Origin of the sequence: Ruegeria sp. THAF57 (assembly GCF_903914075.1) — a bacterium.
Classification (GTDB): Bacteria; Pseudomonadota; Alphaproteobacteria; order Rhodobacterales; family Rhodobacteraceae; genus Ruegeria.
Map to the genome: position 1 here is coordinate 662,665 of NZ_CAIWNQ010000002.1, position 13,749 is coordinate 676,413.

Consider the following 13,749-nt stretch of genomic DNA (forward strand, 5'->3'; position numbering starts at 1 on the left):
CCGAAATGCTGGACTATTCGCATAACGCCTGGCTTGTGGCGGCGTCGTTGGCCGTGGCACTGATGGCGGGCTTCACTGGCCTATACCTTACGCATGGCGCGTCCAAGCTGGATGATCAGAGGCGCAAGATTGTTGTCGCTCTGGCCGCAGTGGTCCTGGGCGGTGGGATTTGGTCGATGCATTTCGTGGCCATGCTGGGTCTGCAACTGCCGATCCTGTTCTATTATGATGCGCTGATCACGCTGATCTCGGCTTTGGTGGCGATCTTGATGGTCGGTCTGGCGCTGTTGCTGCTGCATTTCAGGCCACGTTCGGTACAGACGATTGTCGGCGCGGGCGTCATCGTCGGCCTTGGCATCGTGGTGATGCACTATATCGGGATGGCTGGGATGGAGCTATGCCGCCCGGTCTACAACACCTGGGATGTTGCGATCTCGACCTTGGCCTCGGTAGGGCTGTCGGTGGTGGCAATCTGGGTGGCTTATGACAACCGCACCCAGCGCAATATCCTGCTGGGTACGGCTTGTTTCGGGCTGGCCGTGTTTTCCATGCATTTCGTAGCCACCGGCCTGACGGATTTCGTTGCCAGTGACAGCGCTGGCGGTGCAGGTCCCGCGCTGAACAATCAGGTTCTGGCGATGGGCGTAACCGTCGCTGTGTTCCTGATCTGCGGTGCCTTCCTGCTGACCGGCGTCAGTTTCCTTGAGCCGGCCGTGGCGGCGCCTGCGCCTGCCCCAACACCGGAACCCGAGCCTGCGGTGCTTCGCGCGGGGGTTCCGTTTGAACGGGAAGGCCAGACCTTTTTTGCTGAACCCGCCCGTATCGCCGCTATCCGTGCCGAAGGGCATTACACCGTCTTGTACATGGGCGCGGAAAAGCTGTTCTGCCCGTGGTCGATCACTGAGGCAGAATCCCGACTTGCGCCCGACGGCTTTTTGCGCGCCCACCGCAGTTATCTGGTGAACCCCAAACATGTCTCGGGGTTTGAGCGGCACAAAGACAATGGCACCTGCTATTTTGACGATGTCGACGCTTTGACCAAGGTCCCCGTCAGCCGATCGCGCCTGTCTGATATTCGCGACGCGCTCGGCCTTTGATCGCAACTCGTGCAGCCCATTCGCATTTCGTGAAACAACCTGCGCGCCCCGTTCCCCGTGGCTGGAACGGCTGATGTGACCGTTCTTTCCTTAACCTAGGTCCCCCAAGGCATATCGCTTCGGACCCAGGGAGGAAAAACATGATACCAGCCGGTTTTGAGTATCACCGGCCAGGCGACATCGCCTCGGCCATCGGCATTCTACAGGAACACGGAGACGAGGCGCGCGTGATCGCGGGTGGGCACAGCCTGATCCCGATGATGAAGCTGCGCATGGCCGAGATGGGTCATCTGGTCGATCTGCAAGCTATTGACGAACTGAAGGGCATCCAGATCGGGTCCGACACCGTCACATTGGGCGCGATGGTCACGCAGCATGAGCTGATCACGCATGACGGTCTCGCCGCTGCCATTCCGTTGATCCGCGAAGCGGCGTTGCAGATCGCCGATCCGCAGGTGCGGTATATGGGCACCGTTGGTGGCAACGTGGCCAATGGCGATCCGGGCAACGATATGCCGGGGCTGATGCAATGCCTGAACGCGACGTTTGAACTGTCCGGCCCCGATGGCAACCGGAGCGTCGCTGCCCGCGAGTTCTATGAGGCCGCATATTTCACCGCGCGCGAGGATGAGGAAATCCTGACCCGCATCTCGATCCCGGTTCCCGGCGCGGGTGTTGGACAGGCGTATGAGAAGCAAAAGCGCAAGATCGGCGATTATGCGACGGCGGCGGCTGCGGTGATGGTGGGCAACGGGACCGCCTCAGTCGCGATGACCAACCTGGCCGACACGCCGATCTGGTCCGAAGGCGCCAGCGCGGCGTTGGCCGATGGCGATGTGAATGGGTGCGTCGCTGCGATGCTGGATGCGATTGAACCTGTGGCCGACAACCGCGGCCCCGTCGAATTCAAGAAACATGTGGCCGCCGTGATGCTGCGCCGCGCCATCGACCGCGCTCAAAGCCGCGCGGGTTGAGGGGAGGAAACCATGTCGAAAATGCACGTCAAACTCACCGTGAATGGCAAAGAGGTCGAAGGTCTGGCCGAGCCGCGCACGCTGCTGATCCACTTCCTGCGGGAAGATCTGAAAATCACCGGCCCTCACATTGGTTGCGAAACCAGCCATTGCGGGGCCTGCACCGTGGATATCGACGGCAAGTCCGTCAAATCCTGCACCACCTTTGTGGCGCAGGTGAATGGGGCCGATATCACCACCGTCGAAGGGCTGACCAATGACGATGGCAGCCTTGGTGTCTTGCAGGAAATGTTCCGCGAACATCATGGTCTGCAATGCGGCTTCTGCACGCCGGGCATGATCACCCGCGCGCATCGCTTGTTACAGGAAAATCCCAACCCAACCGAAGAAGAAATTCGTTTCGGGATGGCCGGGAACCTGTGCCGTTGCACAGGCTACCAGAATATCGTCAAGGCAATCTCGGCCTCGGCTGACATGCTGAACGCTCAGAAGGAGGCCGCGGAATGAACGACCAAACAATGACCCCCGAAGAACGCGCCGCCAACCTCAAAGGTATGGGCAGCTCGCGCAAACGCGTCGAGGATGTGCGCTTTACCCAAGGCAAGGGCAATTATGTCGATGACATCAAGCTGGACGGCATGCTGTTCGGCGACTTTGTGCGCTCCCCCTACGCACATGCCCGCGTTGTCAGCGTGAACAAAGAGGCTGCCTTGGCGCAGCCCGGTGTGATCGCTGTTCTGACAGCCGAGGATCTGGCCCCGCTGGGTCTGCACTGGATGCCGACCTTGGCGGGTGACAAACAGATGGTTCTGGCTGATGGCAAGGTGCTGTTCCAAGGACAGGAAGTGGCCTTTGTCGTCGCCGAAGACCGCTATATCGCGGCCGATGCGGCGGAACTGGTTGAGGTCGAGTACGAAGAACTGCCCGTTCTGACCGACCCGTTCGAGGCGCTGAAATCCGATGTGGTCCTGCGTGAAGACATCGCGGATCAAACCGAGGGCGCACACGGGCCACGCAAGCATCACAACCACATCTTCACTTGGGAACAGGGCGACAAAGACGCGACCGAGGCTATTCTGGCCGAGGCTGACGTGGTCGCCGAAGAGATGGTGTATTACCACCGCACCCATCCGTGCCCGCTTGAGACCTGTGGGTCCGTGGCCAGCATGGACAAAGTGACTGGGAAACTGACGCTCTATGGCACGTTTCAGGCCCCGCACGCGATCCGGACGGTTGTGTCGCTGATCTCGGGCATTGCCGAGCACAATATCCGTGTCATCAGCCCCGATATCGGCGGCGGGTTCGGCAATAAGGTGGGGGCCTATGCGGGCTATGTCTGTTCGGTCGTGGCCTCGATTGTCACAGGCAAACCAGTGAAATGGGTCGAGGATCGGATGGAGAACCTGATGTCCACCGCCTTTGCCCGCGACTACTGGATGCAGGGCAAGATCGCGGCCACCAAGGACGGCAAGATCACCGGTCTGTGGTGTCATACCACGGCGGATCACGGCGGCTTTGACGCTTGTGCTGATCCCACCAAGTTCCCGGCGGGGTTCATGAATATCTGCACTGGATCGTATGACATCCCGACCGCCTATCTGGCCGTGGATGGGGTCTATACCAACAAGGCTCCGGGCGGGGTGGCTTATCGCTGTTCCTTCCGTGTGACCGAGGCGGCCTATTTCATCGAACGCATGATCGAGGTTCTGGCCATCAAGCTGAACATGGATGCGGCCGAGTTGCGCCGGATCAACTTTATCAAGGCCGATCAGTTCCCGTATCAGTCGGCGCTGGGCTGGGAATACGACTCGGGCGACTATCACACCGCTTGGGACAAAGCCCTGAAGGCCGTGGACTATGACGGCCTGCGCGCGGAACAGGCGCAGCGGGTTGAGGAGTTCAAAGCCGGGAAGACCCGTAAACTGCTTGGTATTGGTCTGACGCACTTTACCGAAATCGTCGGCGCTGGCCCGGTGAAGAACTGCGATATCCTCGGGCTTGGCATGTTCGATAGCTGCGAAATCCGCATCCATCCGACCGGGTCTGCCATCGCGCGGCTGGGGACGATTTCTCAGGGTCAGGGTCATGCCACGACCTTTGCCCAGATCATCGCCAGTGAGATCGGCCTGCCCGCTGATGACATCACACTGGAGGAAGGCGACACAGATACCGCGCCTTACGGGTTGGGGACCTACGGGTCTCGGTCCACGCCTGTGGCCGGGGCGGCGACCGCCATGGCCGCACGCAAGATCCGTGCCAAGGCGCAGATGATTGCGGCCTATCTGCTTGAGGTCCATGACGACGACGTTGAGTGGGATGTGGATCGGTTCTCGGTCAAGGGCGCGCCTGAGCGGTTCAAGACGATGAAGGAAATCGCCTTTGCCGCATACAATCAGGCGATCCCAGGGTTGGAGCCTGGTCTGGAGGCCGTCAGCTACTATGACCCGCCGAACATGACTTACCCGTTCGGGGCCTATATCTGCGTCATGGAGATCGACGTGGACACCGGCGAATGGGATGTTCGCAAGTTCTATGCGCTGGATGATTGCGGCACCCGGATCAACCCGATGATCATCGACGGGCAGGTTCATGGCGGCGTAACCGAGGCGTTGGCTATCGCGATGGGACAAGAGATTGCCTATGACGAGATGGGCAATGTGAAGACCGGAACGCTGATGGACTTCTTCCTGCCAACCGCATGGGAGACGCCGAACTATATCACCGACTACACGGTCACGCCGTCCCCGCATCATCCGATTGGGGCGAAAGGTGTTGGCGAAAGCCCGAATGTTGGGGGCGTGCCTTGTTTCTCGAACGCGGTGCATGATGCGTTCCGGCCTTTTGGGTTGGTGCAGAGCCATATGCCGCATGACCATTGGCGGATCTGGAAGATTGCCAATGGGTTGGGGATGCATGGGTGATTGGATTCGGTCCGGCCTGGGCCGGTCCGACCGAACGGAGGGGGCCAGCCCCCTCCGAACCTCCCCCGGGATATTATTAGCCAGATGAAGAATGGATCCTGGTTTTGACTTTGAGTGATGTGCAGAACGGATTGGCCGCGCAGGGCTATGTTGCTGATGATCGGTTGGCAATGGCGCTGCACTTGGCGCAGGCGTTGGGGCGACCATTATTGCTGGAAGGGCCGGCAGGGGTTGGCAAGACCGAAGTCGCCAAGGCGATGGCCGCATGGCGCGACACGCGTCTTATTCGGTTGCAGTGTTACGAAGGGCTAGACGCAAGTCATGCCATCTATGAATGGAACTATCAGCGTCAGTTATTGGCCATTCGCGCGAGTGAAGCGCAGGGCGGAGCCAGCGAAGCGCAATTATTTTCAGACGAATATCTGCTGAAACGACCTTTGTTAGAGGCTATTGGGGAAGAAAAACCCCCGGTATTGCTGATTGATGAGATTGACCGGGCGGATGAGGAATTCGAAGCTTATCTATTGGAAATCCTATCTGACTTTCAGATCACGATTCCGGAATTGGGAACGATTAAGGCGCGGGTTCGGCCAATCGTAATCCTGACGGCAAACGGCACGCGCGACTTGTCGGACGCGTTGCGTCGGAGGTGCCTATACAGCTTTCTGGACTATCCGTCACGCGAGACGGAACTGGCGATTTTGCAGGCTCGGATGCCTGAGATCGAGGGCGCTTTGGCCCGGCAGATCATTGGTGTGGTGCAGGCGCTTCGGAAAGAAGACCTTGAGAAGACGCCTGGCATTGCTGAAATGCTGGATTGGTCTGCGGCTTTGGCCGGATTGGGCGTGAATGATCTGGCCCAGGCGCGTGATGAGGTTCAGGCAACGCTTGTCTGCCTGCTGAAAACAGCCGCTGACTATGATGCGGCCCCGCCCGAGGTAATGGATCGCTTGATTGGAAAGGTTGCGTAATGCAGGTCACGCGGTTTCCTTCCCGTGCTTCTGGATTTGCGGATCGCATGTCCGGTTTTGTGGCGCATCTGAGGATGAATGGGATGCGGGTAGGGCCAAAGGAAACAGCGGGCGCTTTGAACGCGTTGTCTTTGATTGACGCGACGGATGCGGGTCAGGCCCGGCGTGCTTTGTGCGCCGTACTTGCAGGAGATGCCGAAGACTGGCGTCGGTTTGATGACTTGTTTGACTCGTATTGGTTCAACGCCGGGAAGCAACGGGAAGGGTCGGCCAAGTCTGCTCATGTTCGCGTCCAGTCGGCCAAACCGATGATCTGGCAGCAACAGGACAAGGCGCAGGACGACGTGCAATCCGGAACAGATCAACCCACCACGCCGGATCCGGGTGAGGGAGAGGCAGAGGGTCTAGACGGCAGGCTGATCGCGACCCGAACCGCCAACCTGTCGCGCCGGGATTTGCGAGAGTTGATGGATGATGAGGCTCTGAATAAGGCCGAAAGGGCCGCAACGTCGCTTGCCTGTGCCATCCGTGACCGCCGGTCGCGCAGGCGCAAGCAGGCGTCGAAGGGGCCGGCGCTGGACCTGCGGCGCATACAGCGCGCCAGTCTTGCACGGGGCGGAGAGCCGATTGACCTGTACCGTCGCACCCGCCCACCGCGTCCGATGCGCATTGTTGCGTTATGCGATGTCAGCGGGTCCATGACTGTCTATTCCCGCGTGTTCCTGGCCTTTTTGAAGGGATTGATTGGTAGCGGCACGGAAGCGGACGCCTATTTGTTTCACACGCGTCTGATGCGCGTCACCGATGCGCTGCGCGATCACGATAGCCTGCGTGCGGCGGGGCGGCTTTCGCTGATGGCCGAGGGGTTCGGGGGCGGTACCGATATCTCGGGCAGCTTGGAGCAGTTCGTGTCAGGCTATGGTGCACGCGCGCTGAATGGTCGAACGATCGTGCTGATCCTGTCTGACGGGTATTGCAGTTCGGACCCGCAGGCGCTGGGCGCGGCTCTGGCGCGCATCCGGCGAAAGGCGCGGCGGATCGTCTGGCTGAACCCGTTGAAAGGGTGGGAAAACTACCAACCCATCGCGGCTTCCATGCAGGCGGCCGAGCCTTATCTAGACGCCCACCTCCCGGCCAATACGCTTGCAGCGCTTGCAGCGCTTGAACCGCAATTCCGGAAATTGTGAAAGGAGCCCCATGGCAAATTTCGACATATTCGACACGATAGAAGAGCTTCGCCGGACAGGTGACGCGTTTTGCGTGGCAACGGTTTTACGAACGGCGGATGCGACTTCGGCCAAGGCGGGCGGTAAGGCGGCGATCACGCGGGATGGACAGATACTGGGCCATTTGGGTGGCGCCTGCGTTCAGCGGGCCGTCAGGGTATCGGCGCAGGATGCACTGTCCAGTGGTGCGCCCCAGATGATCCGTATCAAACCTTCAGACAAGGTGGTGAGCATGACGGACCCGGATGGTGTGCAGACTTTCAAAAGCGGCTGCCCTTCGGGTGGAACCGTTGATCTGTTGGTGGAGCCTTATCAGCATGCGCCGCGTTTGGTGATATTCGGAGGGTCGCCAATTGCGTCCGCTCTTGCCGATCACGCGGCGCTGGCCGGGTTTCGGGTTTGCGTTACCGAAACGGACGGGGCGCACGCACAGTTCGAACCGGATTCTGTCGGCGATCTTGGATTGGAGGCGCGGGATTTTGTTGTTGTGGCGTCTCAGGGCCGCGGTGACGCTGTGGCACTTGAGGCCGCCCTGAACACACCGGCGCGGCGCGTTTCCATGGTGGCCAGCCGTCGCAAAGCGGACACGCTGATCGACAAGCTGGTGGCAAATGGTCTGGATCCGGCGCGTGCAGGGCAACTGAAGTCTCCGGCCGGTTTGGATATTCACGCCATTGATCCGCATGAGATCGCCCTGTCGATCCTGGCCGAAGTCGTGATGTGGCGGAACACGGACAAGACAAGAGAGGTGTCTGAGGATGAAAAGCTTGCTTAAACGCGTGCGGTCCCTGTGGCCGGCACGCATCGAACAAACCCCCAAACAAGCGACGGAAACCGCACTTTTGGTTTTCCCGAGATGTTGTTGAACAAAGGAAGAATAAATGGAACTGTCTGATGAAATCCGCATCGCGGCCCCACGGGATGTTGTATACAAGGCATTGAACACGCCCGAGATTTTGCAGGAATGTATTCCCGGTTGCGAAGAACTGATCCAGCACTCCCCCGAGGAACTTGAGGCCAAAGTGGTCCTGAAAATCGGCCCGGTCAAAGCGCGCTTTGCCGGACAGGTCACGTTGGATAACTCGAACGCGCCCGGTGGGTTTTCGTTGACCGGTGAAGGCAAAGGGGGCGCTGCTGGCTTTGCCAAGGGCGGGGCCGAAGTGACGCTGACCGAAGACGGGGCCGAAACTGTGCTGGCTTATACCGCCAAGGTCGATGTTGGTGGCAAGATCGCCCAGCTTGGCAGCCGGTTGATTGCTGGCACGGCCAAAAAGCTATCAGGCAAGTTCTTCACCAAGTTTGGTGAGGTCGTGTCGGAACAGGCCGTTTCCTGATTGAATTGGGTTGGTCGGGCCAATTGCCCGGCCCATTCGGACGCAATTCAGTTGACGGCAAAGGCATTCGGCGCAATCACCGTAGTCATGGACGTGATGCCCGTGGCAGGAGGCTTCGGTGAAAAACAGCGCGGTGCTGGAACAACTGGAAAACTGGATTGCAGTCCGCCCGAATGACTTGCAGGCGATCCGCCGTCTGGTCACACTTTTGGACATGTCAAATAGCGCGCAGGGTGTTTCCGGTGCGTTTGGACGGGCCCAGTCCAAGCTTGCGTCTACACTGCCCAAAGACTGGCAACAGGCGTTCTTGGCTCCGTCGGAGTGCGCTGTGGCGTACAAGGGATGGCTGAATGTCCTGAAATCCGCAGGCATCAAGCATGCGGTGCCGGTCGCACAGGTGTTTTCAGGGCAGGTCCTGAAGGTGCAGGGCAAAGTTCCTTATTGCGACGCGCGTTTGAAGTTTTTTTCAGAGACCAAGGTGATACCGGCGCTGTGCCACGGTTGTTACAAGGTGCAGATTTTGCCCGAAACGCTGGAAAAGATGATCCAGGCGTATCTGGTGCTGCTGAAGCTCGACCTTCCCGGTAACAACACCAGAAAGTGCATGATTGAACTGCGCGATGGGATCAAATACCCGTATAAAGGCTACATCTATTGCAACAGCGCGGATGAGGCCAAAGCCTGCCTTGCCGCCTTTGAGGGCAAGTTGGCAGAGTTCGGTGTGTCGGGCCTTCATCTGAAGATCTCTCACGGCTGTTCGGAATACGGGCTTGAGTATCCGGCGTTCAAGTATTCAGTAAACGCGGAGCAGACCGAATTTGAAGCGCCGAAGGATTGGGCCGGAATCGAAGAACAGTACTTCAAGGGCACGAAGTTCCCCAAGCCGCAAATCAAAGCCCACACAAAGCCTTTTATCAGTTTGCGTGACGTGTTCGTCTTTCGAACCTGGGCTAAATATGCCCAGTTGATCGGGGACGAAACGGCAACCCCCTTCATCGCGCAGGGCGGTCCTGATTTGCCAGCTCAGTTCGTGAAACGGGTCAAGGCGCAAGCGGCGCAACGAAACGCCGAACTGACAGAGCTTGCCGCGATGTCTCAAGGGGCGGCCGGCTGATCCAGAAAGGCAAAAAGCCGTCTAATACAGTGGATTTTTCAAATTTCGGGGGATTTGGTGCCCAGGAGAGGCACTGAACAAAATAACCACCAAGCGTCACTATGCTTCACAAAGTCAGAAAATTACACTCAATAACAAAATATTTTAAGGCCTATCCCGTCATATTGCGCCAAGATACATCTTGATACCGCAGGAAAAAGAGGGGATAAAACGGGGGATAGGAAGTGCCAAGAGGGGATATGGCGGGAAGTCTCTACAAGCTGAGCGCCGCAAAGGTTCGGAGCGCGGGCATTGGCAAACACAGCGACGGTGGCGGGTTGTACCTGTACCGGTTGGCCACAGGCAACCAATGGGTTTTTCGCTTCACTATCTCAGGAAAGCGCAAGGAAATGGGTCTGGGTGGCTTCCCTGGCGTGTCATTGGCGCAGGCCCGTGAAATGGCTGATGCCTATCGCTGGATCGTTAAAAGTGGGGACAACCCGATAGAGGTACGTAAAGCAGAGAAAGAACAGGCTGCGGCTGACCAGATAGCCAATGATCCGAAGGCCCGCGAAGAGCGACTGCTGAAGAATATCGCCCCCTTGGCCTATGAGGCGCGCAAAGCGCAGCTAAAAGGTGATGGGGAGGCTGGCCGCTGGTACAGCCCGATTAAAACTCATGTACTGCCCGCGCTGGGCGATACGCCGGTCGAATATATCACCGGCACCGCGATAGCCGATGCACTACGCCCGATTTGGCACACCAAGACTGACGTGGCCAGAAAGTCACTAACCCGGCTCAAAGCCTGCTTGAGCTATGCAAGCGCCAAACGGTACGAAATCGACCGTCATGCGATAGAGGATGCCCGCGAACTGCTAGGCAAACAGGTTCACAAACCCGAGAACATACCGTCGATGAATTGGAGGGATGTCCCGACGTTTTATCAGAGCCTTGAAGGCGGTGGCACGGTTCAACTCGCTTTACAATTGCTAATCCTGACAGGGCTACGGTCGAAACCTATCCGGTTTGGGCAGATTAGCCAGATTGAGAACAACCTTTGGACCATACCGGCAGAGCTTGTGAAAGGCCCGCGCGGCAAAACGGATGATTTCCGCGTACCGCTGTCAAAAGAAGCAATGCGGATCGTGGAATTGGCCGAGAAGACTACCCGAGATGGGTTTTTGTTCCCCGGAGCGCGCAAGGGCGTCATCAGTGATGCCAGCATGTCCCGACATATGGAGCGGTTGGGGCTTGAGGCGCGACCTCATGGATTCCGTGCCAGCTTCAGGACGTGGGCTGACGAAGCGACCAGCACGGATTATGAAATCAAAGAGACCGCAATAGGCCATAAGGTCGGATCAGCCGTTTCGCGCGCCTACCAGAGATCTGACTACTTTGAAGAACGCCTGCTGTTGGCTGAACGTTGGGCCGCTCACGTTACAGGAAAAGAGGTCGTTTCGATTCGGGGTATTGCGAATGCGTGACCATCGGTCAGTTAACCACAGTTTATCCACAGCTTATCCGCAAAATCGACCCTTTATCCCCCTGTATATTGTGGAGATCATGAAACCTGTCATCAAGGTGTTGCGGTCCAAGATGCACGGGGTTTATGTTCATTCCATAGGCAGTACACTCCACGATTGCTTATGAAGCATCACCGCAGAGGGGCGCCGCGGTCTCCTACAACTTGGGCGCCCCACCTGCTTAGAACGAAACCTTAGCGAAAAGGCCTCGAATAGAATGCAACTCTCAGGAGAACATCGCGGCTCAAATTTTCAGCCGACTATCCTTTGTTTCTCCCTCGCATTATACGTTTTTATGACGACTGCGAGAAAAATTGGCAAGGATAAATGTCCGCTGTTGCCGACACTATTCTTGTCAATGTCCTTGGGAACTCGGTGCTCTATTCCTGGTTTTTTCCTTTTTTCAAGGAAAACTAGATGGCAGAGCAGAACACAAAAACTGCAAACCTGATCCGTCTTACGGACGCTATCAAGCGATACTCGTTGAGCCGGTCCACATTCGACCGAGCAGTCAAAAAGGGTGCCATTACAAAGCACACCGTAGGGCGTGCCGCGTTCGTGGACACCCATCAGATTGATGCCTGGATCATGGGTGAAAGCCTGAGCGCATAACGAAAACCCGCGCCAATGGGACGTCATTGACACGGGTGATTTCGTTCTCACACTGTAGAAAATCTACACTCGAAATCTATCGTGTTTCGTCCCTACGCGCAAGCGAGGACAGAATACATGAAAATAGTAAGCAACTACGACTCAAAGCGGGCCGCTTCCAAGAAACCTAACGAGCGCCGGTATTACTGGTCGCCTTTGAGCCGTTCGGTTGAACGGGTGATCGTACGGAAAGGACGGATCAAACATGGCTAATATGTCCTTTTCCAAATCGCGCAATCAAAGCTATGAAGGCGGGCTGGATGACGGCTCTCTTTCCTGGACCGATCATCGGGAAACCGCTGAGAACTACCATGGCGAACTCTTTCGCCATGGTATCTACCGCGTCTCTGTCTGCCGGGACGATATCCAATGGCTGTTTCAGCGTCAGAGACCCCAATTTCCGACCGGTGGAGCGGCATGGGACACGCTCGGGTACTATGTGTCCAAATCTGGCCTAACCCGGCTCGTCCGGGCGCATATCGGCTGTGACTTTCCTGAACTGGATGCATTGCCCGCGCATTTCCAGCGGAGATGTCGCGATGAGTAGGCGGCGGTCTCCCAAGGGTAAACGTTCGGATGAGGGTCAGTTCGTTTATCTGCCCTACGCCATGATCAAGTCCCCGGCGTGGCGGGCTCTGTCCGGACCTGCAGTGAAGCTCTGGCTGGAGCTTCACACCCGCTTCAACGGCGGCAACAACGGCAAGGTGTTTCTGTCGATGAACGAAGCGGCAGAGATATTGGAAATAGGCAAGGCCACTGTTCAGCGTGCCTTGGAGGAGTTACAGGACAAGGGCTTCCTTGTGCTGGAGCGGAGAGGCAACTGGTATCACCGTCGCGCCCATGAGTGGCGGTTGACGACCAAGGCCATGCAGACCCGGTCCGGCAAGAAAGCAGCCACCAATGACTGGAGGTTCTGGCAGCCCCAAAAAACAAAACGCGGTTCTGAGTCGGACCCGTCACCTTCCTCTGTGGTTCCGTTTGAGAACCCAAAGACCACCGATGGTTCCATATCAGAACCCGTCAGGCCGGTTTCTCTCCGATCGGTCGGTTCTGATTTGGAACACTAATACTAACCACTCTGTGAGAAGCAAAGAGACATACGAAGGAACAATGAAGGGCGACTAAGGAGTAGGCCAGCGCACCATCTTAACGGCGGGGGGTAGGTCAATCATCGTTGCTTTCGCACCGCATACCGACCCACCCGCTGTTTGCACATATCCGCAATTCAGAAATTCGAGGTACAGAATGCCCAGACCAAAGACACCACTAGGCAAGGCGATCCTGACAGGCGCCGCAAAGAAAGACCCCCAGCGGTACAGAGGACGAAACGAACCGGAAGGTCTGGGCGAACTCGGGGGGCCGCCGAATTATCTCAACGAGACTGAAAAGGTCGTCTGGCGTGCCTTTGCAGAGGAATTGCCCTGGTTGGTTCACAGCGACCGTGCCTTGTTGGAGTCGGCGTGTATCCTGAGGGCTCGAGTACAGGTCCAACAGGACCTCAGCGCGGCGCTATTGAGAGAACTTCGTTTACACGTCAGCGCATTGGGTGGGAGCCCAACCAACCGTAGCAATATTCAGGTTCCTGAAGCAGAGGCGGAGCACAATCCATTTGATCGGTTCGCGTAGAGCAAAAGCGTAACGGATATTCAGTATTTGAGGCTGCTTTCCCGCAGAAAGCAGCCTTTGATCAACAAGCAGCACCTAAAGTTAGGCAGACTGTTCCAAGTTTTTCCGTGCAGAAGTCAAAGAAGGTGGCCAAGCCGTTATCGACAACGTGCAACACGAGGGGCGGCATGATGACAAAAAGCAACGACAAACTCGTGGGCGCTACGAAATTGACCAGGAATGCGCTCAGATGCGCAGCTAAAGCGAAGTCTACCGGCTAGCGATGCTGCCGCCAGCAGTTCAAGGTTGGAGTTTTTGCCGCCGGCGTGGCGCCAGAGTTGGGAACGCTGCAGG

Annotated in this window: 13 protein-coding genes; all 13 read left to right on the forward strand. The window is 57.5% G+C overall.

Annotated elements, in window-relative coordinates; genetic code table 11:
* The first annotated feature begins 5 nt into the window (after positions 1 to 5).
* On the forward strand, positions 6 to 1,097 hold the full coding sequence (locus RUESEDTHA_RS07300; protein ID WP_180885680.1) for an MHYT domain-containing protein: 1,092 nt from the start codon (positions 6 to 8) through the stop codon (positions 1,095 to 1,097).
* A 140-nt stretch (positions 1,098 to 1,237) separates the two neighbouring features.
* A complete protein-coding gene (locus RUESEDTHA_RS07305; protein ID WP_180885682.1) occupies positions 1,238 to 2,071 on the forward strand; it encodes a xanthine dehydrogenase family protein subunit M in 834 nt (277 codons plus the stop codon).
* A gap of 12 nt (positions 2,072 to 2,083) precedes the next feature.
* Positions 2,084 to 2,578, forward strand: coding sequence for a (2Fe-2S)-binding protein (locus RUESEDTHA_RS07310; RefSeq protein WP_170355562.1), 495 nt, complete (start codon positions 2,084 to 2,086; stop codon positions 2,576 to 2,578).
* A complete protein-coding gene (locus tag RUESEDTHA_RS07315; protein ID WP_180885684.1) occupies positions 2,575 to 4,992 on the forward strand; it encodes an aerobic carbon-monoxide dehydrogenase large subunit in 2,418 nt (805 codons plus the stop codon). Before RUESEDTHA_RS07310 ends, RUESEDTHA_RS07315 begins: the two co-directional genes overlap by 4 nt.
* Positions 4,993 to 5,162: 170 nt before the next feature.
* Complete coding sequence (locus tag RUESEDTHA_RS07320) at positions 5,163 to 5,963, forward strand: AAA family ATPase (protein WP_370456771.1); 801 nt, start codon at positions 5,163 to 5,165, stop codon at positions 5,961 to 5,963.
* 83 nt (positions 5,964 to 6,046) lie between these two features.
* Entirely contained in the window at positions 6,047 to 7,150 is a 1,104-nt protein-coding gene (locus tag RUESEDTHA_RS07325) for a VWA domain-containing protein (protein ID WP_370456767.1), read from the forward strand.
* 10 nt (positions 7,151 to 7,160) lie between these two features.
* A complete protein-coding gene (locus tag RUESEDTHA_RS07330; protein ID WP_180885694.1) occupies positions 7,161 to 7,964 on the forward strand; it encodes an XdhC family protein in 804 nt (267 codons plus the stop codon).
* 106 nt (positions 7,965 to 8,070) lie between these two features.
* Positions 8,071 to 8,523: a CoxG family protein gene (locus RUESEDTHA_RS07335; RefSeq protein WP_171123979.1), complete on the forward strand. Its 453-nt coding sequence runs from the start codon at positions 8,071 to 8,073 to the stop codon at positions 8,521 to 8,523.
* Between the two features lie 118 nt (positions 8,524 to 8,641).
* A complete protein-coding gene (locus tag RUESEDTHA_RS07340) occupies positions 8,642 to 9,637 on the forward strand; it encodes a hypothetical protein (protein ID WP_180885698.1) in 996 nt (331 codons plus the stop codon).
* A gap of 239 nt (positions 9,638 to 9,876) precedes the next feature.
* Positions 9,877 to 11,100 carry a site-specific integrase gene (locus RUESEDTHA_RS07345; RefSeq protein ID WP_180885700.1) on the forward strand — a complete coding sequence of 408 codons (1,224 nt, stop codon included), beginning with the start codon at positions 9,877 to 9,879 and terminating at the stop codon, positions 11,098 to 11,100.
* Between the two features lie 456 nt (positions 11,101 to 11,556).
* Complete coding sequence (locus tag RUESEDTHA_RS07350; RefSeq protein WP_170387985.1) at positions 11,557 to 11,751, forward strand: AlpA family transcriptional regulator; 195 nt, start codon at positions 11,557 to 11,559, stop codon at positions 11,749 to 11,751.
* Positions 11,752 to 11,995: 244 nt separating this feature from the next.
* A complete protein-coding gene (locus RUESEDTHA_RS07355; RefSeq protein WP_180885702.1) occupies positions 11,996 to 12,337 on the forward strand; it encodes a hypothetical protein in 342 nt (113 codons plus the stop codon).
* Entirely contained in the window at positions 12,330 to 12,857 is a 528-nt protein-coding gene (locus RUESEDTHA_RS07360; RefSeq protein WP_180885704.1) for a helix-turn-helix domain-containing protein, read from the forward strand. Before RUESEDTHA_RS07355 ends, RUESEDTHA_RS07360 begins: the two co-directional genes overlap by 8 nt.
* Positions 12,858 to 13,749: the final 892 nt, after the last annotated feature.